Here is a 22,194-nt window from a genome sequence, read left to right as displayed (position 1 = left end):
ACCACGCCGAGTGCTGTCGCCTTCAGTGTCCGTACGGCGCCCCGCTCGTCCTGTGCCGGCGTTCCGGACGGCGGGACGTCGAACGCGGGCCGTACCGTCGAGGGTGGAGAAGTGAGGGATCAACGAGCCCCGGCGGCCGTCCTGGTGGGGGTCGGTTCGTGTCTGCCGCCGCGTCGGGTGGCCAACGGCGAGCTGGCCGAGCGCCTGGGCCGAGCACCGGAGTGGATGTTCCGGCGCTCCGGCATCCGGTTCCGGCACGTCGTCGAGTCGGGAACCACCAGTGGGGACTTGGCGGTCGCGGCCGGTCGCGAGGCGCTGGCCGGGTCGGCGGTCGGCGACGTCGCAGCCGTGGTCGTCGCGACGACGTCACCGGACAGGCCGTGTCCCGGTACCGCTCCGAGCGTCGCCGCGCGGCTGGGAATGGCCGGTGCGGCCGCGTTGGACGTCCAGGCCGTGTGCGCGGGCTTTCTCTACGCCCTGGGTGTCGCACAGGGCCTGATCGCTGCGGGCACGGCCGACACCGTTCTGGCGATCGGTACCGACGTGCTGTCGTTGAGCGTCGCCCCCGACGACCCCACGAGCATGCTCTTCGGCGACGGCGCCGGCGCCGTCGTGCTCCGTTCCGGCCACTGCGACGAACCCGGCGCCCTGGGGCCGTGCGTGCTGGGCAGCGACGGCGGCGGCCTCGACCTGATCACGGTGCGCGGCGGCGGATCCGAGGAGCGATCGGCGGCACGCGGCACCCCGGCCGATCCGTACCTGCGGCTGGAGGGCCAGGAGGTGTTCCGGCGGGCCGTGCAGCACATGGCCTCCGCCTCCCGCGCGGCGCTTGACGCCGCGGGGTGGAAGCCGCAGGAGGTGGACCGGATCGTTCCGCATCAGGCGAACGCACGGATCACCGCGATGCTCGCCGAACGGTTGGGGCTGACGGCGGACCGTGCGCTGTCCAACATCGAGCAGGTCGGCAACACGTCGGCCGCGTCGATCCCGGTCCTGCTCGATCACGCTCACCGCGCGGGGGACCTCGCGCCCGGACACCGCGTCCTGCTCACCGCCTTCGGAGGCGGACTGACCTGGGGCGCCACCACCCTGGTGTGGCCCCGCCTCACCCACCCGCACTGACCCGCTCTGGAGAAACGACGTGTACGACATCCTGATCAACGTCCTGGTCGACAGGTTCCAGGTGGAGCCCGAGTTGGTCTCCCCCGGAGCCACGCCGACGGCGCTCGGCCTGGACTCGCTGTTCGTGGTGGAGCTCTCCCTGGTGCTGGAGCAGGAGCCCGGACTCGTGATCGACCACGACGAGCTGGCGGACGCCGCCACCCTGGCCGACATCGCGCGGTTGATGCAGGACAGGGCCGACGCGTCGTCCGGGGCCGCTCGGTCGTGAGGAGGTGTCAGCGGCGGCCGGCGTCCCGGGGGCGCCGGAACGTCAGGACGTGCACGGTGAAGCGCGACCCGTCGAACTCCGCCAGGCCCGCGGCCCGCCGTTCCCTCAGGAGCCTCAGCATGGTGTCCTTGTGCTCGGCGTACGTCAGGAGCGGGATGTCCATCTCGAAGATTTCGAGCGTGCCGCTCTCGTAGCCCCGCGCGGTGAGCTCCCTGACGGTCCGGGGGACGTCGGCCAGCGAGGAGTGCGCCATCAGGAGGGTGCCGCCCGGCACGAGCAGCGCGTCGATGCGCTCGACGACGTCCTCGTACACCGCACGGCCGCCGCTGCGGGCGACGAGCGCGGTCTCCAGCCCGTCACCCCGCGCATAGCTCGGGTCGTAGGGGAGGTGCGGCGGGTTGGTGATCACGAGATCGAACCGCTCGTCGGGGCCGTACTCCGCCAGCGGCGAGGTGACGCAGGTCAGCCGGGTGGCGTCCAGGCCGTTGGCCGCCACGTTGGCGGCGGTCTGGGCGGCGGAGGCGGGGTTGATGTCCAGCGCGGTCACCCGGCCGGCCCCGGCGGCGAGGAGGGCCACGCTGTAGAGGCCGGAACCCGCCCCGATGTCCAGGGCGCTGACACCCTCCAGGTCGGGGCCTCCACCGCCGTCGAGTGCGGCGATCAGGCTCAGCCCGCAGTCGGTCGGGAACAGGATCTCGGTGGGGTCCTCCACCGCGATCCGCAGCCGCGTGCCACGGAACTCGAAAATCCCGCACGAGGGCCGGGCCTCCCACAGCGAGCCGTTCTGGCCGACGGGCAGGGCACGGCGTCGGGGCAGCGCTTGGATCGGGGCGACGGTCATCGGAGCTGTGGACCTCTCGACGGTGGGTGGTGGTGCGGGACGGGTCCGACCGGTCATTCGACGAGTGCGGACAGCACGGTGCGAACGGATTCGTCGGCGATGCGCCGGGCGCGCGGCTCCGGAACGACGTGCTCGACGTAGCCGAAGTTCCAGGCGAGCCGGCCGTGGCTGGTGGTGGCCGTCGCCACGATGGTGCCCATGACCGAGATGCCCGTGACGAACTGGGCGTCGCGGACCCGCCACGGGCCCACCCGGTCGGGGAAGTCGTAGCGGCCGACGTTGGACAGGCAGAGGTTGATCGGCCCCTCCTCGTCCATGAACCGCATGAACGGACCGCTGTCGGCCGGCGACTTCGGCCCTGCCCAGCGCGGCAGGCTGAGCATGGCCAGGTGGTCCTGGCGCCGGCGGCGGCGCGCGAGGTCCTGGCTGATCTCCCTGGCCATGGTCCACAGTGGCAGGCCGGGCTCGTAGCGGACCCGGGAGGGGACGGTGGCCACATAGGTGCCGACCTCGTCCGGGGCGACGGCCGGCCGGAGATCACCACGGAAGTCGACCGGCGAGCCGATCGAGAAGTGTGCGCTCCCCCGGGTTCCCGCGTCCCGGGCGAGCGCCGTCACCATCGCGGCGGCCAGCACTCCGTGGACCGTGGTGCCGTGTCGTCTGGCCGCCCGCACCAACTGGTCCAGCCGGTCGGCGTCGAGGAATCTGTGCACCATCCGGGTCCGCCGCTGCTCGAACGGGACCGGGTGGCTGGGGACGACCCGCTGTGCGGGCTGCCGCCGGGCGGCCTGCCGGTCCCGGAGCAGCATGGCTCTGAGCCCCGCGACCCCTGCCGCGCCCCGGTGGCGGCGAGGGAGCAGGTCCTCCGTCGCGGGTCGCGCCCGGAGCTGGGTGACCGGGAGCGGCGTGCCGGATCCGGCCTGCGCGGCGAGTTCGATCCACTCCCGGAGCAGCGAGAGGCACGTCTTGCCGTCGGCGATGGTGTGCGACGCCGTCAGCACCAGGTCCTGGAAGCCGCCTTCGTCCTCGCCGTCGTTCCCTCCCGAGGTGATCACCACCGCGCGCAGCAGCGGCCCGGTGCGCCAGTCGATGCCGTCCGCCAGTTCGCGGTCGTTGACCTCGCGCTCCCAGCACGTGTCGGCCGAGGCGTCGTCCGGCGGCACGCAGACCTGCCGCAGCGGGATCGGCCGCCCGTCCAGCGGGGCGAAGGCGGGGTGCGTTCCGGCGCCGCCGTCGGTGATCGCGACCCGCAGCAGGGGGTGCCGGACCTGGAGCGCGTCCAGGGCACGGCGGTGCAGCGACGCGGGTACGTGCCCCAGGACGCGGGCCCGGGCGATGACGTTGAGGGGTGAGGTCCGGTCGACGATCCAGTACAGCCGTTCCAGGGGGCTGAGCGCGCGCTGGACGCTGCCCGGTCCGGCGGCCGGCCCGGCCGGGAAGGTGAGGGCCTGCGTCGTCTGCCGGAGGAGCACCGGGCGGGGCACCAGCCGGAAGTAGCCGTCCCGGAGCAGCCTCCGCCGGGGGCGCGCGCCGTGCGTCAGGTCGCTCATCGCGCGGGATGCGGCCACCATCGCCCTGGTGCGGTCTCGGCGTCGCTCCTCGTAGGTGCGCAGGGCCGGCCCGAGGTCGTCGCCCTTCGCCGATCCGGCGAGCGTGCGGGCCAGGACGACGGCGTCCTCGATGGCCGTGCCCGCGCCCTGGGCGAGCGTGGTCAGCATGGGGTGGGCGGCGTCACCGAGGAGGGTGACGGGCCCCTCCCCCCACCGTTCCAGGAAGTCCCGGTCGCGGGAGGGCACGGTGAGGATGTCCTCCGGCGGCGTGGCCTCGATCACCGCCCGCACCTCCTCGGCCCAGCCCGCGTACGCCCGCCCGAGGGTGCGCTTGACACGGTCCGGGTCGGATGCCGGTGCGGACAGGCCCGTGGTCGCCCACCAGTAGCAGCGGCCGTGGCCGATGTCGATGAGGCCGAACCGCTGTCCGCGGCCCCAGTAGTGGCGGACCCCACCGGTGCCGAGGCGGGGGTGCCGGAAGGGGACGATGGCGAGCCCGAAACCGTAGCCGCTGTTGCGTGACTCCTCGGGGCCGACGAGGTGGCGCCGTACGGCCGAGTTGAAGCCGTCGGCGCCGATCAGGACGTCCCCGGTGGCCGAACTGCCGTCCGCGAAGCGGACGGTGACGCCCGCGCCGGCCGGCTCGAAGCCGACCGCGGTCGCTCCCAGCCGGATCGGGGTGTCGGCGGCCTCCGCCAGCAGGGCTTCCTGGAGGTCGGCGCGGCTCAGGCAGAAGCTCGGCGCGCCCACCCGGGCGCAGGCGTCCTTGAACGGCAGGTCCCTGATCAGCCGGCCGCGCCGGTCCATGATCCGGAACGACTCCACGGCCTGGCCGCGCTTGTCCAGACCGAGGTCGATGCCGAAGGAGCTCAGGGCGGCGACGGCGTTGCTCATGACCGCCAGCCCGGATCCGGCCTCGCGCAGCCCGGTGGCGCGTTCGTACACCTCGACGTCGATGCCGACCCGCCTCAGCGCGACCGCACAGGTCAGGCCGCCGATTCCGGCGCCGATCACAAGAGCCTTGGCCTGGAGTGGGGATGATGACACGTCAGTACTCCCGGGCGGCTGGGGCGGCATCGGTCCTGATGAGATCCGCGACGGTCGCGGCCACATGTGTCACGTACGGCTCCTCCATGATCGTCAAATGGTCGCCGGGGACGCGGACGATGTGGATCCGGCCGCCGGTCATGCCGCTCCAGCCGTTGCAGGGGTCCTGGTGTCGGGTTCCGGCCGCCCGGTGCATGGCGGACAGGACGGCGGGCAGCGGCTCCTCGGCCCGGATCAGGGTGAGGTCCTGGTCCTCGCACGGGGGCCGGTAGGCCAACGTCGCCTGCCAGTTCCCCCGGTAGACGTCGAACAGGCGGCGGATGACGGCCCCGGAGCTGCCGGTCGGCAGGATGCCCCGTTCGCTCGCGAGGCGGGCCACGAACGCGAACTTCTCCTGCGGTGACCCGAGTTCCTCCGGGATGAGGCGTGCGGGTGACGCGGCGCCGCCCCTCGGCCAGAGCAGCTCGTGGAGGAACCACTCCAGCAGGGCGTCGTCGTCGTACCGGGCCCGTGGTCCCTCGTCCAGGGCCGTGGTGTCGAGGACCAGCAGGGTCACCTGCTCACCCGCCGCCCGCAGCCGACGGGTGATCTCGAAGGCGACGAAGCCGCCGAAGGACCACCCGCCGACGGCGTACGGGCCGTGCGGCTGCACCCTGCGCAGCGCGGCGAGGTAGCTGTCCGCGAGGTCCTCGACGCTGCGCAGCGCCGTGGTGCCGGGCTCCGCACCGGCGGCCTGGAGCGCGTACAGCGGCTGGTCGTCCGGGAGGTGCCGGGCGAAGCCGACGTAGCACAGCACGTTGCCACCCATCGGGTGCACCATGAACAGCGGCCGGCGGGTGCCGTGCGGGCGGATCGGCACCAGGGGGTCGAAGGCGGCTGCCGCCCCGCCTTCGCGCAGCCGCGCCGCGAGCCCGGCGGGGGTGGGTGTCGCGATGAACTCCGCCAGGGGGATGTGGACCCGGTAGCGCTGTTCGATCCTGACCACCAGCCGCATCGCGGCCAGGGAGGTGCCGCCGAGGTGGAAGAGACTGTCGTGCACCCCCACCGCGTCCGCGGACAGGACGTCCGCCATCATCTCGGTCAGCACCTGCTCGTACGCGTCGCGCGGACCGACGGTGGGGGTCCGTCCGGGGGTGGCCAGCCGGGCGCGGCGCAGGGCGGCGTCGTCGCGTTTGCCGCTCGGGGTCAGCGGCCACGCGGGAAGCCACTGCAGGTGTGCGGGGACCATGTAGTCGGGCAGGGTCGCGCACAGCCGCTCACGGACGCCGGCCAGGTCCCCGTCCGTGCCCTCGCCGAGGAGGAAGGCGGCGAGGAAGGTCTCGCCGTCCTCGCGCCGACGGGCCACCACCGCGGCGTCCCGCAGGCCGGGGTACTGCTCCGCCAGGGCGGTGACGGCCAGTTCCACCTCGGCCGGTTCCACGCGGAAGCCGCGCACCTTGACCTGGGCGTCGTCGCGCCCCAGGAAGACGACGTTTCCGTCGGGGAGCACCATGCCCAGGTCGCCCGTGTAGTACAGCCGGTGGCTCCCGTCCGCGAAGGGATGCGGGAGGAACCGTTCCCCGGTCAGGTCCGGGCGGCCCTCGTAGCCGTCGGCCAGGCAGCCGCCGCCGAGGTGGATGCCGCCGCGCACCCCGACCGGGACCGGGCGCAGCCGCTCGTCCAGGACGTGCACCTCGGCCCCGTCGATGGCGCGGCCGATCGGGGGCAGTGCGGGGAAGTCCTCGGGGTCCCCGGCCATGGTGAACGCGGTGACCACGTGTGTCTCGGTCGGACCGTACTGGTTCTCCAGGACGGCTCCGGGGAGCCGGGCGCACAGCTCGCGGATCTCCTGGGTGACGCGCAGTTGCTCGCCGCAGATGATCAGGCGCCGCAGGGCCCGCGGGACGATGCCCAGGGTCCCGGCGGCTTCGGCCAGTTGCTGGAGGGCCACGGGTGGGAGGAAGACCTGCTCGACCCGCTCGCGGTCGAGCAGCCGCAGCAGGGCGGGCATGTCGCGCCGCTCGGCGTCACGGGCCAGGCAGAGGGTGCCGCCGGAGCAGAGCGTGGAGAAGATCTCCTGGAAGGAGACGTCGAAGCTCACCGGTGCGAACTGCAGCGTCGTCGCGCCCGCGACCCCTCCGGGCGCTCCGGTCTGCCAGGCCACCAGGCCGGCCAGGGTGCGGTGCGGCATGGCGACGCCCTTGGGCGTCCCGGTGGAGCCGGAGGTGAACAGGACGTACGCGGTGCTCCCGGCGTCGATTCCGCCCCGGGCCGGGCGCTCCGGCGTCGGTGCGGCCACCGACTCGGCGGGCAGCAGGAGGGCGGGATCACCGACGAGGTGCGCGTACGCGGACTCGGCCACCACCCGGAAGGGCCGGGACCGTTCCAGCATCGCGGCCAGTCGTGGAGCCGGGTAGCCGACGTCCAGGGGGACGACCGCGCAGCCGGCCTGCAGGACCCCCAGGAGCACGGCCATGGTCAGCGGGGAGCGGTTCATGGCGATCCCGATCCGGGCGTTCGCCGGGGCGCCCAGGGCGCTCAGTCGTCCGGCCACGTTCCCGGCGGCCTCGGCCAGCCGGGCGTAGCTCCACCGCTCGTCGCCCATCACCAGGGCGGTCGCGTCCGGGGTGCGTGCGGCCTGGTCGGCGAAGCGCGCCACGACGGTGGGGTGATCGGCGGGGGAGGCCGCGGCGGGCCTGGGGGCGAGGAAGGCGAAGTCCGGTTCCTCGTACGGCCGTTCCACCATGTGCCAGAGGATCCTGAGGTACCCGGCCGCGAAGAGGTCTCCCTGCTCGGCGGAGAACGTCGTGCCGTCGCAGTCGATCCGCAGCCACATCCGTGCGCCGTCCGGTTCGGTGACGGCGTTCACCAGGAACCGGAAGTCGTTCTCCTCCCAGCTGCGGAACTCCCTGAGCCGTAGACCGGGCAGGCCGAGGACGTGGGAGAGCTGGTGGAAGTGCACGTAGTTGAAGGCGGTGTCCAGGACGGGCCCGCCGTGGTCCTCCTGGATGGCGCTCAGCGGGTAGTGGCGGTGGGGGTGGCCTTCCTGCTCCTGGCGGAAGCCCTCGCGCGCCACGTCCAGCCAACTGTCCCGTGCGGTGTCCAGGCGGACCGGCACGGTGTTCAGGAACAGCCCGGCGATCCGCTCGGCACCGGCCAGTTCGGGCCGGCCGTGGGTGATCAGGCCGGTGGTCACCTCCCGGGTGCCGGCGAGCACGGCGAGCGTCAGGCCGTGCGCCGCGAAGAGTACGGACTTCAGGGGCAGGGCGTGTTCCGTCGCGAAGTGCCGCACCCGCTCGACGAGGGCGTCGGGCAGGTCGACCCGCCGCGAGGCCGGCTGCCGGACGGGGCCGGGCAGGTGGGGCGCGAACGCCTCGATCGGCAGGGGGCCGCAGCCGGTCAGCTTCGTCCGCCAGTAGCGCCGTGCCTCCTCCGAGCGCAGGGCGGCCTGCTCCAGCCGTACGTGGGCCGCCGGCGACGGAAGCACCGCGTCGTCGACGGGGGCGGTTCCCAGGCCCAGACCGTGGGCGTAGTCCTGGAGCAGTTCCCGGACCAGCGTGGCGACGCTGCCGCCGTCGAGGAGCGCGTGGTGGAAGCTGAGGACCAGGTCGACGACGGCCGCCCGCACGTGGGCGCGGAACAGGTAGAGCGGCGCCCGGTCGAAGGCGTAGGGATGGCGGCGCCGCTCCTCCACGTGCGCGCACACCTGTGCCTCGGCTGCCGCGGTGTCGAGCGGGCGCAGGTCGGTGATCTCCAGACCGCCGTGCACCCGGGGGTGGACGACCTGCAGCGGTTCGGCGCCGGACAGGTCGAAGGCCGAGCGCAGCGCCGGGTGCCGTCGCGTCAGCCGGTCGAACGAGCGGCGGAACTCCACCTCGTTCCACGGCATTTCGAGGGTGTACCGGAACACGTCGCGGTACCTGGCCGAGGCCTCGCGGCGGCGGCTGTGGTACAGCAGGCCGAGCTGGAGCCGGGTCAGTGGATGGGCGTCCTCGGCGTCGCGCAGGCGGGCCCGGTCGATGTCGGCCACCAGGGCGAACGGAGCCGGGAGAGCATCGGCTTCGCCCGCGTCGCAGTCCTCGACGTGCGGGGCGAGGCCGGCCACCGTCGGGTTGCGGAGCAGGTCGGTGAGCGAGAAGCGCAGGCCCCGGGCCTCGGCTTCGGCGCGCACCCTGAGCATCAGGATCGAGTCGCCGCCGAGGGCGGAGTAGTCGTCGTGGATCCCCACGGCCCGATGGCCCAGGACTGCGGCCCAGACCTCGGCCAGGACCGTCTCGGTGCGGTTGCGCGGCTGCCCGCCCGCGCTGGGTTCCGCGAGGTCGTGCGGCAGGGGCAGCGCGGCGCGGTCGGCCTTGCCGCTGGGAGTGAGCGGAATGCCCTCGATCCGGGTGAAGGACGCCGGGACCATGAACGACGGCAGCGTCCGGCCGAGCCGTTCGCGCAGCACCCCCGGCTCGATCGGGGCCCCCGCGACGTAGTAGCCGGCCAGGACGGTTCCCCGGTCGGCGGTGGTGCGGCCCACCACGACGGCGTCCCGTACGCCCGGGACGGCGCGCAGCGCGGCCGCGACTTCGTCGGGCTCGACCCGGTGGCCCCGGATCTTGACCTGGTCGTCGATCCGTCCGAGGTACTCCAGGGTGCCGTCCGCGAGCCACCTGGCCCGGTCGCCGCTGCGGTAGAGGCGGCCACCGGGCACGAACGGGTCCTCGCCGAAGCGTTCGGCGGTCAGCTCCGGGCGGTCGAGGTACCCGCGGGCGACTGCGGCTCCGCCGATGCACAGCTCACCCGCGGCTCCGACCGGTTGCGGCAGGTCGTCGGCGCCCAGCACGTACAGGGCGGTGTTGTCGATCGGCCGGCCGATGGGCACCCGCGTGATGCCGCGGGTGGGGTCGTCCGGACAGTCGTAGGACGAGACGTCGACCGTGGCCTCGGTCGGGCCGTACAGGTTCACCAGGCGGACGGGCCACTCGCCGGCGTCCTCGCGGCGCCGCCGGGCGGCCACCCGGTTGAACTGCTCGACCCGGCCGCCGGGCAGCGCCTCACCGCTGCAGAAGACGTACCGCAGGGTCCGGACGTCCTCCCGTGAAGCCGCCGACTCCTCCAGCAGGTCGAGGAACGGGCCGAGCATCGAGGGCACGAAGTGCACGGCGGTGACCCGGTGTTCACGGATCGCCCGGACGACCTCACGCGGGTCCTGCTGGCCACCGGGCGGCAGCAGGGCCACGGCCGCACCCTCGGCGGCCCACCAGAACAGCTCCCACACCGAGACGTCGAAGGAGGCCGGTGTCTTCTGCAGGAGGACGTCCTGGCGCCCGAGCGGGTAGCGGCGCTGCATCCACGCCAGGCGGTTGACCACGCTGTGGTGCTCGACCATGACGCCCTTGGGCCGGCCGGTCGAGCCGGAGGTGTAGATGACGTAGGCGAGGTCGTCGGCGGTGGCGACCGGCTCGACCGGGTCCGCGCCGCCGTCCAGCAGGTCCTTGACGCGCCGCACGACCGTGTCCCCGGGCAGGCCGTCGGGCGCGTCGTCGTCGACGATCACCATCGCGGCGCGGCTGTCGCGCAGCAGGAAGTCCACCCGTTCGGCCGGGTAGCCCGGGTCCACCGGTACGTAGGCGCCGCCCGCCTTCAGGACGCCGAGGAGCGCGACCAGCAGGTGCGGCCCGCGCTCCGTCATCACCGCGACCCGGTCCTGCGGGCCGACTCCCCCGGCGCGCAGGGACCGCGCGACGCGGTTGGCCAGTTCGTCGAGTTCGGAGTAGGTCAGCGTCTCCCCGGACGCCGCGACGACCGCGGTCCGGTCCGGCAGCCGGGCGGCCTGGGCCTCGAACAGCCCGTGCACGGTGGCCCGTTCCGCACGGGGCACCCGCCGGCCGCGGGCGCGCCCGGTGGTGAGGTCCCGGTACTCGGCCGGCGACAGCATGGGCACCTCGGCGAGCGGCCGGTCCAGCGCCTCCAGGCCGTGTTCCAGGAGCGTCGAGAGGTGGCCCGCGACCGAGGCGACGGGAAGGTCCTCGTCGAAGACGTCGCAGGCGTGGTCGAGGTCGATGCGGAGGTCGGCCGTGTCGTCGAAGGCCGACACCAGGATGCCCAGCGCGTCCTGGTCGTGGGAGGGCGCCATCAGGGCCGTCCGCCGCACGATCCCGGGGACCCGGTCCCGCCGGGACCAGTTCACGGCGGAGAGCGTCACGTCGAAGAGCTGCCGCGGGCCCCGGGCCGCCGCGGGCACTTCGCGCAGGATGTCACCGAGCGAGAGCCGCTCGTGCCGCCGGAGCACACGGGTCGCGTCCTGGACCTCGGCGAGCAGGTCCCCGACCGTACGGCTGCCGGGCGCCGCGACCCGCAGCGGCAGGGTGTTGGCGAACTGGCCGAGGACGTCGCGGTGATGCCCCGTCGTACGGTTGAGGAAGGGGACGCCGATGACCACCTCCTCGGTGCCGTGCAGGCGCGCCAGGTACGTCCCGACCATGGCCGCGACGTACGTGAACGGCCAGAAGCCGGCCGCGCGGACCCGCCCGACGAGGGCGCCGTCGATCACGAACGAGTGCCGGCCCCGGCCGTGCGGGCCGTCGCCCCTCGCCCGCGTGAAGAGCGCGGGTGTCACGCCGTCGAGGTACTCCCGGTAGAAGGCGCGGTCACGGTCGCCGTCCGCACCGGCGCGATAGGCGGCGTCCGCCTCGACGACGGCCAGGCAGGAGGACGCCGTACGGCTGCTCTGCCGCGCACCGCCGTGCGGCGCCTGCCCGTAGTCCTGGAGGATCTCGTGGCCGAGCCGGTCGAGGGTCCAGCCGTCGGCGACGATGTGATGGGCCTTGACGTGCAGGTGCGTGACGTCCGGGCCCTCCAGGAGAAGAGCGGCCTCGACCAGGGCGCCGCCGGTGAGCGGCAGGGCGCCGGCCAGCGACCTGCGCATCCACGCGGCACAGGCGGCACCCGGCTCGGGTTCGCCCGAGAGATCGACCACGGTGACCGGGACACGCTCCTGCGCCACCCGTTGGAAGGGGACGCCGGAGCTGTCGGCGAACCTCAGCCGGAACGTCTCGTGGCGGTGCAGGGCCCGCTCCGCGCAGGCGGCGAGCCTGTCACGGTCGACACTGCCGTGCAGGCGTTCGTGGAGGACGCAGTTGAACTGCGGTGACTCCGGCGCCCGGGAGCCGACCGCCCACACGTCCTGCTGGTACGCCGTCAACCGGTGCGAGGTCTGCTGGTTCATGCTCACCTGGAGGGATTTCCTTCGTGGGGATCTCCTCCTTCGATCCGCACCGGGATCTCCTGATGCCCGTTGAAGATGAGGGAGGGCAGCGGAGTCAGAGTGCCTGCTCCGACCGCGAGTTCGAGGGCGGGAAACCGGGAGAAGAGCGCGGGCAGCGCGATGCGCGCTTCGAGGCGGGCGAGTTCGGCGCCCAGGCAGTAGTTGGGGCCGTGACTGAAGGCCAGGTGCTCGCGGGCGGTGGCGCGGGTGACGTCGAAGCGGTCGGCGTCGGCGCCGTGCACCCCGGGATCACGGCCGACCGCGGCGTAGTTGATGACGATGGCCTCACCCCGGGAGAAGGTCAGCCCGGTGGCCTCGTCGTACAGGTCCTCGGTGGGGAAGCGCATCATGAAACTGGACACCGGCGCCTGGTGGCGCAGGGTCTCCTCGACGACCTGGTCCCAGCCGACCCGGCCCGAGACGGCCGGCCCGAGCTGCTCCGGGTGGGTGAGCAGGTTGACCACGGCGTGGCCCAGCAGGCTCGCCGTGGTCCCGTAGCCGGCGCCGAGCACCATCCAGATGCTGTCGGCCAGCTCACGTTCGTCGAGCAGTCCCTCGCGGTGGGCGGCGACGAGGACGCTGGCGACGTCGTCGCCGGGGTCGTCGGCCTTGAGCGCGAGCAGATCCCCGAGAAGACCCGCGGCCTCGGCGGCGGTGGCGGCCGCCTGCTCGGCGGTCAGGTTCGTGGTGAAGACGGTGTCGTTGACGGCCTGGAAGCCGTCGAGCATGGCCTCCGGCAGGCCCACCAGCGCGGTGACCGTCCGCCACGGCAGCCGCGAGGCGAAGAGCGTCCGCAGGTCCACGACTCCGTCGGGGGCGGCGGCGGCCGCCCCCGCGAGGTCGTCCAGCAGCGCGGCGGTGATCTCCTCGATCCGCGGTGCGAGGGACCGCACCCGGCGAGCGGCGAACGCGGGAACCAGGAGCCGCCGCAGCCGGGTGTGGTCGCGCCCGTAGGCGGTCTGGACCGTTCGGATGTCCACCCAGATGCGCAGCGGCCAGCCGGCCGGCAGGTCGCCGTCGAGGAAGGCCGGCCAGTGCTGGTGCGCGTCCTTGGACACCCTGGGGTGGACCAGCAACCGCCGGACGAGCCCCGGGTCGGTCACCGACCACGCCGGCACACCGCCGGGCAGCTCCACCCGGGCTGCCGGCCCCAGCGCACGAAGCGCCGCGGCTTCACCGTGGACGTCCGCTGCGCTGCCGTCCAGCAGGTACGGACAGTGGTTCCGGGCGGGCGGGGAGGACATGGCTCACGACCTCGCGGCGACTAGTCGGGACTCAGGGGCGAACGGCGGTCAGGAGTCCGTAGCGCAGCTGGGGCACCGCGAAGAACCACCCGCCCAGGTCGGCCGCCGTCTGCCACTCGCGCGCCGTCTCGCCGTCGGTCTCGCCGTGGGCGGCGTCCCGCCAGGCGTTGGTCATGCTGTCGTAGGAGCGCCGGACGTTCTCGGTGATGTCCGTGTGGTCCACCACCCTCAGCCCGGCCTCTCCCAGCAGCTGCCGGTACAGGTCGGTGGTCAGCGAGAACTTGAAGAACCCGTGGGCCTCGGCCATGCGGGCGGCGTCCGGGCGGTCGAGTTCGCCGTCGAGGTGGTGCTCGGCGATGACCAGCCGCGCGCCGGGGCGCAGGACCCGTGCGATGTGGCCGAGGGCCGCTTCCTTGTCCTTCATGTGCATCAGGGACTCGATGGCGTAGGCGCCGTCGAAGGACTCGTCCGGGAAGGGGAGTTCCATGGCGTCGGCCAGCCGGAACGTGGCACGGCCGGGAAGGTCCGCGGGCTGCGGGCGGCCGTTGGCCACCTCGACCTGGTAGTCGCTGACGCTGACACCGGTGATCCGCACGGCGTGGTGGGCGATGATGCGGGCCGCCGTGCTCCCGTGGCCGCACCCCACGTCGATCAGGTGCTGTCCCTCGGTCGGGGCGACGCGTTCGGTGACGAGGTCCGTCAGCCGGTCGGTCGCGGCCCGCATGGGGCTGCCGTCCGACTCGTCGTCCCAGTAGCCGACGTGGATGTTGCCGCCGAGCGCACTGTCGTACACGTCCGTGTGACGGTTGTAGAAGGTCCCCACTTCGCCGGACGTGTGGGGGTGCTGCGTCAGCATCAGATGGCCTTTCACGGTTCGTCGAGCCCGCCTGCCGGGATCCGCAGGGCTGGGCTGCCCGTCGCCGTGGGATACGGCGACGGGCGGGGCGGAAGCTGTGTCGATGGTGACAAAGGACCTGAACAGGTCGAAACGGGCGGACCGGGCTTCACCGCATCGGGGCACGAACGTCACCCGCCCGCCGGAACGGACGTGCCGTTTCCGACGGGCGGGTGGGTCGCGGCCGTGGGCCGGTCCGGGGCGGAGCGGATGGGAGGCGCACGGGCCCACGGGGAGGAGCATCGGGGAGTGCCGGTTCCCCGGTCGCGATCACCGCGACGGGTCAGGCACCCTCACCGCGCTCCGCCGTCATCCGCGCCGGCTGCCGCCCCGTGGAGCAGCAGCCGCGCCCCGCTCGCGCGGATCCGCTCAGACGTGCCCGAAGAACAGGCTGCCCGGCGCGTCCGGGTCGTTCGAGAGGAAGTGCTCGCGCACCGCGCGGATGAACTCGTAGCGCGAGATGGCGCCGTCCCCGTCGGTGTCCAGCTTGGCGAACATGTCCATCGCGTCGGGCGCTTCGCTCTTCCACACGTCCCTCAGGAAGCGGGCGAACTCGTCCTTGCTGATCTCGTTGTCGCCGTTGACGTCGATGACGTCGAAGATCGCGTGCCCACCGCCCTCGGTCACGTTGAGCCGGCTGGTGTCGATGACCGCGAGACGGTTGGCCATGACGAACTGGTCCTTGGTGAGCCGGTCCGCGTCCACGCCGGCGTGACGCAGCAGCTCCAGCCAGTAGATCTGGCAGAAGGTCTGGAGCGCCCTGGCCCGGCGGTCGCTCTTGTCGAGCTTGTAGGCCTGGATGTAGCGGTCGGCGAGCTTCTGGTAGTCCGACCAGTCCACGTAGCCGTCGTTGTTGGCGTCCATGGTCTGGAACGTGCGCTCCAGCTTGGCGGTGATGAGGTCCGGTGTCGCAGTTGCCATGTCTCCTCCTCGGGGACAAAGGGGGCACTGGAAGCAACCATCGCCAGCCAGTCGTTGGGGCACAATCCGACAAGCCCGACCGGTCGCGCCGTTCACCTCATTGGTCGCTCCGGTGCCCTCCGACCGCCGACTACGGCCCGACCGGACCGGACACGGGCGTTCCGGGCGAGTTCGTCCCGGACTATCCCCTCGGCGCCCTCTACGGTGGGACCCGGCCGGGATCGGCCGTGGACGGACGGACCCGGCGCTTCACCGTTCGCCGCCATGTCCTGAACCCGGAGGAAGCACGTGTCGAAGTCGTCGGGTCCGGTGTCACCCTCGGGCCGCGCCGTGGTCGTCACCGGAGCCTCCTCGGGCCTCGGCGAGGCCTGTGCGCTCCAGCTGTCGCGGGTGGGCTTCCACGTCTTCGCCGGCGTCCGCCGCCCCGAGGACGGCGAACGGCTGCACGCGGCCGCGCCCGGACGGCTGACCCCGGTGGTCGTCGACGTGACGGACGAGAAGTCGGTCCAGGCCGCCGTGTACGAGGTCGCCGAGTCGGTCGGCGAGGCCGGGCTGTGGGGCCTGGTCAACAACGCGGGCATCGCCGTCACGGCTCCGCTGGAATGCGTGCCGAGCGAGCTCATGCGCCGCCAGCTGGACACCAACGTCACCGGTCAGCTGATCGTGATCCAGGGGTTCCTGCCGCTGCTGCGGGCCGGCACCGGGCGGATCGTCAACGTGACCTCGGGCCTCGGGAACATCGCGATCCCCTACCTCGGCGCCTACGCCGCGGCCCAGTTCGCCAAGGAGGCGCTCAGCGACGCGCTGCGACGCGAGCTCTCCCCGCAGCGGATCCCCGTGTCGGTGGTCCAGCCGGGCGCCGTCCTGACGCCGCTCTGGTCCAAGATGCGCGAAGCGGGCGACCGGGCGCTGGAGAGCGCCCCCGGGCCGGTCCGGGAGCTCTACCGCGACACCTTCCCGTCCTTCATGGAAGCCAACGAGACCCTGGCCAGGACCAGCCGCACCACTCCCGACGACGTCGCCCGGGTCGTCTTCCGGGCGCTGGTCGCCGAGCGGCCGAGGACCCGCTACGGGGTCGGCCGGGACGCGATCGGCAGCCGCGTGCTGGCCAGGCTGCTGCCCGACCGGGCGATCGACCGGATCCTCGGGGACGTCGTCACGCCCGCCCGCTGACCGCCGTCCGCACGACCGACACCACGACACCGAGAGAAGGAACCGCATGACCACGCCGCAGGAGCTGAAGGACCTGTTCACGCGAGGCCTGGAGCAGCTGGCGGACGGGAGGATCGAGGAGTGGATCGACGGCTTCACCGAGGACGGCGTCCTCGAATTCCCGTACCCGGCCTGGGGCCTGCCCACCCGGATGCAGGGCCGGGAGGCGCTGCTCGCCCAGATGACGATGTTCCGTGACCAGCTGAAGGTCGAGTTCTCCGAGCCCGAGTTCTACACCGCCACCGAGGACGGCCTGGTCGTCGCGGGCTTCACCGGCGAGTGCACCCTGATCGCCACCGGGGGCCAGTACCACCAGGTCTACCTGTCGGTGGTGCGGTACGAGCACGGCCGCATCGCCCACTTCCGTGACTTCTGGAACCCCTGGTCGGTGATGGAGGCCGCCGGCGGCGAACTCGCCTGGAAGCGGATCCTGCCGACGATGGCGCGAGGCTGACGGTCCGTCAGTTGGCGTGGGGGCGGGCGAGGTTGCCGGGGCTGAGGATCTCGCCGAGTTCCGACGGGGTCAGCAGGCCCCTGCGGAGCACCAGGTCGCGGACGGAGGCACCGGTGGTCAGGGCCTCCTGCGCGATGCCGGTGGCGTTCTCGTAGCCGATGTGCGGGTTGAGGGCGGTGACCAGGCCGATGGAGTGCGCCACCAGGTGGGCGAGGTGGTCGTGGTTGGCGGTGATCCCGACGACGCAGCGCTCGGCGAGGGTCCGGCAGCCGGCCCGCAGGTGGGTGAGGCTCTTCAGCAGGCTGTGGGCGATGACCGGTTCGAAGGCGTTGAGCTGGAGCTGGCCCGCTTCCGCCGCGAAGGTGACCGTCAGGTCGTTGCCGATGACCTCGAAGGCGATCTGGTTGACCACCTCGGGGATCACCGGGTTGACCTTGCCCGGCATGATGCTCGAACCCGCCTGCACCGCCGGCAGGTTGATCTCCCCGAGGCCCGTGCGCGGGCCCGAGGAGAGCAGCCGCAGGTCGTTGCAGGTCTTGGAGAGCTTGACGGCGATCCGCTTGAGCACACCGGACAGCTGGACGAACGCGCCGGCGTCCTGGGTCGCCTCGACCAGGTCGCCGGCGAGCTCCAGGGGCATGCCGGTGAGGGCGCCGAGATGGGCGCAGGCGGTGGCCGGGTAGGCGGGGTGCGCGTTGAGGCCGGTGCCGATGGCGGTGCCGCCGAGGTTGATCTCGCGGATCAGCGCACAGGCTTCGGCCAGTCGGGCGCGGTCCTCCTCCAGCATGACCGCGAACGCGGCGAACTCCTGGCCGAGGGTCATGGGCACGGCGTCCTGGAGCTGGGTGCGCCCCATCTTCAGGACGTCGGCGAACTCGGCGGCCTTGGCGGTGAAGGCGTCCCGCAGCTCGGCCATGGCCTCCAGCAGGCCCTGGGCCGCGAGGTGGAGGGCGATCTTGACCGCGGTCGGGTACACGTCGTTGGTGCTCTGCCCCGCGTTGACGTCCTCCAGCGGGTGGATCACCGCGTACTCGCCCTTGGCGTGCCCGAGGAGCTCCAGGGCGCGGTTGGCGACCACCTCGTTGGCGTTCATGTTGGTGGACGTGCCCGCTCCGCCCTGGATCACGTCGACGACGAACTGGTCGTGCAGCCGTCCGGCGCGGACCTCCTCACAGGCCGCCACGATCGCCGCCGCCTTGCCGTCCTCCAGCAGGGCGAGGTCGCGGTTGGCCATCGCCGCCGCCTGCTTCACGCAGGCCAGCGCGGTCACCAGGTCCGGGTAGACGGAGATCCGGGTGCCGGTGATCGGGAAGTTCTCCACCGCCCGCAGGGTGTGGATGCCGTAGTACGCGTCGGCCGGCACGTCCCGCTCGCCGAGCAGGTCGTGCTCGGTCCGGGTCCCGTAGCCGTTCGGCGTCCGAAGGGCAGGCTGCATGGAGGTGTCCGTTTCCGAAGGGGGTGGTGGGTGGCGGGAAGCGAGGGCCCGCGCCAGCCGCAAGATTACGGCGAAATCACCGCAATCGGGTTGCCGATTTCCGCCCGTTCGACGACTTTCGTGGTGGAGAATCGCGCCATGGACCAGATCGACAGGGCAATCTTGCGCGAGCTCCAGAAGGACGGACGGCTGAGCAACCAGGAGCTCGCCCAACGGGTGGGCCTCACGGCGTCGCCGTGCATGCGGCGCGTGCGGCAGCTGGAGCAGGACGGCGTGATCGAGGGCTACCGCGCGGTCGTCAACCCGCAGGCGGTCGGCCGGAGCTTCGAGGTGCTCGTCTCGATCGAGCGGGACACCCGATCGGTCGAGGCCTTCGAGGAGGAGCTGCTGGCCATCCCCGACGTGATCGAGGCGTACCGGCTGATGGGCAGCCCCGGGTGCCTGCTCCGGGTCGCCGTCGCCGACCTGCCCGCCTACGAGAAGCTGTGGATCGAACGGCTGACCACCCTGCCCGGCGCCACCGCCGTCAACTCCCAGATCATCATGAAGCCGATCAAGCAGCAGGGCGGGCTCCCCGTGGACCACTGACACCGGTCCCGTGCGGCCACCCGTTCACGCCAGCAGCGCCTCGAACCGGTACTCGGGGGCGGTCAGCGGCTGCTCGGACCAGATGACCTTGCCCCGGGCCGTGTACCTGGTGCCCCACCGCTCGGCCAGCTGCGCCACCAGGAAGAGGCCCCGGCCGCCCTCGTCCGTGGTGGCGGCGTAGCGCAGGTGCGGGGCGGTGCTGCTGCCGTCGGAGACCTCGCAGACCAGGGAGCTGTCCTTCAGCAGGCGCACCCGGATCGGCTCGGCGCCGTAGCGGATGGCATTGGTGATCAGCTCGCTGAGGATCAGCTCGGCCGTGAAGGTCAGCTCCTCCAGGCCCCAGGCCGTCAGCCGGTCGGTGCACTCCCTGCGGACGCGTGACACGGCGGCGAAGTCGAACGGCACGTCCCAGTCGGCCACCTGCCCGGGGTCGAGCAGCCGGGTGCGCGCGACGAGGAGCGCGATGTCGTCGCTGCGCCGCGGTGGGAGCAGGGCGTCGGACACGGCCCGGCAGGTGTCCTCCGGGGACCGGTGGTCCCGGACGTCCGCCAGCGAACGGCGCAGTTCGGCGAGTCCGGTGCCCAGGTCGCGCTCGCGGTTCTCGACCAGCCCGTCGGTGTAGAGGACCAGTTCGGTGCCGGGTTCCAGCCGTAGCTCGGCGGTTTCGAAGGGCAGTCCGCCCACGCCGAGCGGCGGGCCGGCCGGCAGGTCGGCGAACTCCACGCCGCCGTCGGGGCGGACCAGCGCGGGCGGCGGGTGCCCCGCCCTGGCCATACTGCAGTGCCCGGAGACCGGGTCGTAGATCGCGTACAGGCAGGTGGCCCCGGTGACGGGCGCGCTCCTGCCGTCGTCCGCCGCGCCGGCCGCGCCGTCCTGGTCGAGCCGGGTGACCAGCTCGTCGAGGCGGGCGATCAGCTCGTCGGGGGGCAGGTCGAGGGCGGAGAAGTTGAGCACGGCGGTTCGCAGCCGGCCCATGGTGGCGGCGGCGTGCAGGCCGTGGCCGACGACGTCGCCGACGACGAGGGCGACCCGGAAACCGGGCAGCGGGATGACGTCGAACCAGTCCCCGCCGACCCCGCGCAGCGCGGGCAGGTAGCGGTAGGCCACCTCCAGGGCGCTCTGCTCGGGCAGTCCCCGGGGCAGCAGGCTGCGCTGGAGCGTCTCGGCCATCCGGTACTCACGGGTGTAGCGGCGGGCGTTGTCCACGCTGATCGCCGTGCGGGCCACCAGTTCCTCGACGAAGGAGAGGTCCTCGTCGTCGAACGGCGCGGATTCGCCCGCCCGCCAGAAGTGGACCGTGCCCAGGGTCAGGCCGCGCGCCCGCAGCGGCGCGGTGATCAGCGCGTGCACCCCGTGCGCCAGCACGCGGTCGGCGGCCTCCGGGGCCCGTGCCCGCCAGGCCCGTTCACGGCGCAGATCGTTGGTGAGCACCGGGTGGCCGGCCCTCAGCGCGCTCTCCTGCGGCGTGCCGGGGAGCGGGCTGATCTCCGTGCCCACGGGCAGGAACGGCCAGTCGTCGCCGCTGCCGCTGGTGGCCGTGCGGTGGATCCGCAGGCCCTGCTCGACGCCGGGGCCCGGGACCAGTTCCTCGCCGCGCAGCACGGGGTCGGCCAGCTCGACCGTGGCGTGGTCGGCGAAGCGGGGAACCGTCACGTCGACCAGCTCCTGCGCGGTCCGCGCCGCGTCCAGGGTGGTACCGATCCGCAGCCCCGCGTCGTACAGCAGCTGGAGCCGGGCCCGGGCCGCCTCGGCCTGCCCGGCCAGCGCCCGCAGCTCCGTGGTGTCCCGGATGGTCGCGACGCTGCCGGCCCCGCCGCCGAACGGTGCGGTGGGGCGGTTGTTGACGGCGAGCAGCCGGTCCCCGGCCCGGTGCACCTCGTCGGTCGCGGTGCGCTCGGAGGCCAGCAGCCCGGCCAACCGGGGATCGAGCCCGAGCTCGGCGACCGGCTGCCCCTCCACCCGGGGCGGCAGTTCCAGCAGGCGGCGGGCCTCGTCGTTCACCAGCAGCACCCGCCCGTCCCCGCCGACGATCAGCACGCCCTCGCGGACCGCGTGCAGCACCGCGTCGTGGTGCTCGTACATCCGCGTCATCTCGGCCGCCCCCAGGCCGTGCGTCTGGCGCCGCAGCCGTCGGCGCACCAGCGCGGCCCCGCCCAGGCCCACGAGGAGCGCGGCCGCCGCGCCACCGAACAGGACCGGCAGCTGCCGGCTCACCGCGCTGCCCACGTGCGCCACGGTGATGCCGACCCCGACCGCTCCGGAGACCGAACCGTCCGGTCGGACGACCGGCGCGCCGGACTCCACGACCCGCCCGAGGGGCGTCGGGAAGCTGTCGGTGGTCGGCCCGGTGAGGGCGCGCTCGAACGGGCCGATGACGTGCTTCCCGATCAGTTCGGGCTTCTCGGCCGTGTAGCGGATCCCCTGCGGGCTGGCGAAGACGACGTAGTCGAAACCGCCCGCCGTCGCGACCTTGTCGGCCAGCGGCTGCAGCGTCGCGGTCGGATCGGGGCTGTCCATCGCGCTGACCACGCCGGGGTCCTGCGCCAGGGCGACGGCCGCGGCACGGGTGCGGCCCGCCGCCACGCTGGTGGCGTAGCTCCGGGCCTGCAGGACGAGCGTCGTCAGCGCCGCACCGACCAGCAGCACCACGACGACCAGCAGGCACAGGAACACCTGCCCGGCGAGGCTGTGCACCCGCAGCCGCGAACGCAGCCCGCCCAGGACCGGCCGATCCGGCCCGGGCCCGCCCGGGTCCGCGCCCGCGGCGTCACGGCCGTCCGCTCCGTACATCGGCCCGGATCAGCTTTCGACGCGGTCGTTCATGCGGGTCTCCCGTCGTCCGACGGCTGAGCGGAGTCCCGAGGCAGTGGCATCGTCCGCGGCCGGACGTCGCCTCGGCTTTCAGGGTAGTACCGGGCACCCGGCCGTGCCCCCACAGTCGGGGCGGCCGGGCCGGGCCGCCCGGAACGCCTCCGGGGGGCGGGCGACCTCGGCGGTGACGGCGGTGCGGACGGCCGCCGGCCGGCGGCGGGTGCCCGTGGTGATCTCGGTCATGCCGTGCCGGACGGTGACGGCAGGGTGCCCGTCGGCCACGCCCGAGGAACCGTGCGGGACCAGGGGGCCGGAACGGCGCGCGGATCGCGGGGACGAGGCCGGGTCGTGACCCCGGCGGCCGGATCGGCCGTCGCCACCGGGACGGAGGGCGAGGCGCGGCGGATCGACCGGGTCCGGATCCGTCCGGAGTCCGGCGGGTTCAGTCCTGCACGCCGTCGGCCGCCCGTGGGGCGGCCGGCGCCGACGGCGCGGCCGGCGGTGGGGGGGAGGGGTGGGAGAAGTGGCCGCCGGGGACGGGGTGGGGGGCCCTGGGGCGGGGGTGGGCGCGGCGC

Annotated in this window: 14 protein-coding genes; 5 read left to right on the top strand and 9 right to left on the bottom strand. The window is 73.3% G+C overall.

Annotated features, from left to right (window positions below; genetic code table 11):
• Positions 1-111: 111 nt before the first annotated feature.
• Positions 112-1,122 carry a beta-ketoacyl-ACP synthase 3 gene (locus tag ACFV0O_RS02360; RefSeq protein WP_380335173.1) on the top strand — a complete coding sequence of 337 codons (1,011 nt, stop codon included), beginning with the start codon at positions 112-114 and terminating at the stop codon, positions 1,120-1,122.
• A gap of 19 nt (positions 1,123-1,141) precedes the next feature.
• Entirely contained in the window at positions 1,142-1,390 is a 249-nt protein-coding gene (locus tag ACFV0O_RS02355) for an acyl carrier protein (RefSeq protein WP_360261098.1), read from the top strand.
• A gap of 7 nt (positions 1,391-1,397) precedes the next feature.
• Here the strand turns inward: ACFV0O_RS02355 and ACFV0O_RS02350 are convergent, their stop codons facing one another.
• The 6 genes from ACFV0O_RS02350 to ACFV0O_RS02325 all read right to left on the bottom strand — a co-directional run bounded on the left by ACFV0O_RS02350 (position 1,398) and on the right by ACFV0O_RS02325 (position 15,119).
• Positions 1,398-2,231, bottom strand: a complete 834-nt coding sequence (locus tag ACFV0O_RS02350; protein WP_380335169.1) for a methyltransferase — start codon at positions 2,229-2,231, stop codon at positions 1,398-1,400.
• A gap of 53 nt (positions 2,232-2,284) precedes the next feature.
• Positions 2,285-4,828 (bottom strand): FAD-dependent monooxygenase, encoded by a 2,544-nt coding sequence (locus tag ACFV0O_RS02345; RefSeq protein ID WP_380335167.1) that lies wholly within the window; start codon positions 4,826-4,828, stop codon positions 2,285-2,287.
• A 1-nt stretch (position 4,829) separates the two neighbouring features.
• A complete protein-coding gene (locus ACFV0O_RS02340) occupies positions 4,830-12,020 on the bottom strand; it encodes an amino acid adenylation domain-containing protein (protein ID WP_380335369.1) in 7,191 nt (2,396 codons plus the stop codon).
• Between the two features lie 2 nt (positions 12,021-12,022).
• Positions 12,023-13,303, bottom strand: a complete 1,281-nt coding sequence (locus ACFV0O_RS02335) for a cytochrome P450 (protein ID WP_380335164.1) — start codon at positions 13,301-13,303, stop codon at positions 12,023-12,025.
• Between the two features lie 31 nt (positions 13,304-13,334).
• Positions 13,335-14,159, bottom strand: coding sequence for a class I SAM-dependent methyltransferase (locus ACFV0O_RS02330; protein WP_380335162.1), 825 nt, complete (start codon positions 14,157-14,159; stop codon positions 13,335-13,337).
• A 408-nt stretch (positions 14,160-14,567) separates the two neighbouring features.
• On the bottom strand, positions 14,568-15,119 hold the full coding sequence (locus ACFV0O_RS02325) for an EF-hand domain-containing protein (protein WP_380335159.1): 552 nt from the start codon (positions 15,117-15,119) through the stop codon (positions 14,568-14,570).
• 288 nt (positions 15,120-15,407) lie between these two features.
• Between ACFV0O_RS02325 and ACFV0O_RS02320 the strand changes: the two genes are divergently transcribed.
• Together ACFV0O_RS02320 and ACFV0O_RS02315 are read left to right on the top strand one after the other, a co-directional pair.
• Positions 15,408-16,292 (top strand): SDR family oxidoreductase, encoded by an 885-nt coding sequence (locus tag ACFV0O_RS02320; RefSeq protein WP_380335157.1) that lies wholly within the window; start codon positions 15,408-15,410, stop codon positions 16,290-16,292.
• A gap of 46 nt (positions 16,293-16,338) precedes the next feature.
• Positions 16,339-16,785 carry a nuclear transport factor 2 family protein gene (locus tag ACFV0O_RS02315; protein ID WP_380335154.1) on the top strand — a complete coding sequence of 149 codons (447 nt, stop codon included), beginning with the start codon at positions 16,339-16,341 and terminating at the stop codon, positions 16,783-16,785.
• Between the two features lie 7 nt (positions 16,786-16,792).
• On the opposite strand, the gene aspA is transcribed toward ACFV0O_RS02315, so the two are convergent.
• Positions 16,793-18,220 carry an aspartate ammonia-lyase gene (gene aspA / locus ACFV0O_RS02310; RefSeq protein WP_380335151.1) on the bottom strand — a complete coding sequence of 476 codons (1,428 nt, stop codon included), beginning with the start codon at positions 18,218-18,220 and terminating at the stop codon, positions 16,793-16,795.
• Positions 18,221-18,358: 138 nt separating this feature from the next.
• On the opposite strand from aspA, the gene ACFV0O_RS02305 reads away from it, so the two are divergent.
• Positions 18,359-18,808: an Lrp/AsnC family transcriptional regulator gene (locus tag ACFV0O_RS02305; RefSeq protein WP_360261122.1), complete on the top strand. Its 450-nt coding sequence runs from the start codon at positions 18,359-18,361 to the stop codon at positions 18,806-18,808.
• Between the two features lie 24 nt (positions 18,809-18,832).
• Here ACFV0O_RS02305 and ACFV0O_RS02300 read toward each other — a convergent pair whose 3' ends face one another.
• Together ACFV0O_RS02300 and ACFV0O_RS02295 are read right to left on the bottom strand one after the other, a co-directional pair.
• The gene (locus ACFV0O_RS02300) at positions 18,833-21,598 is read right to left on the bottom strand and encodes a SpoIIE family protein phosphatase (RefSeq protein ID WP_380335147.1); all 2,766 of its coding nucleotides are present in this window, start codon (positions 21,596-21,598) and stop codon (positions 18,833-18,835) included.
• A gap of 111 nt (positions 21,599-21,709) precedes the next feature.
• Positions 21,710-21,862 (bottom strand): hypothetical protein, encoded by a 153-nt coding sequence (locus tag ACFV0O_RS02295; protein ID WP_380335145.1) that lies wholly within the window; start codon positions 21,860-21,862, stop codon positions 21,710-21,712.
• Between the last annotated feature and the right edge of the window lie 332 nt (positions 21,863-22,194).

The organism is Kitasatospora sp. NPDC059577 (assembly GCF_042735475.1).
GTDB lineage: Bacteria > Actinomycetota > Actinomycetes > Streptomycetales > Streptomycetaceae > Kitasatospora.
Note: the sequence above shows the minus strand (reverse complement) of the source record. Positions and strands in the feature narration are given on the sequence as shown.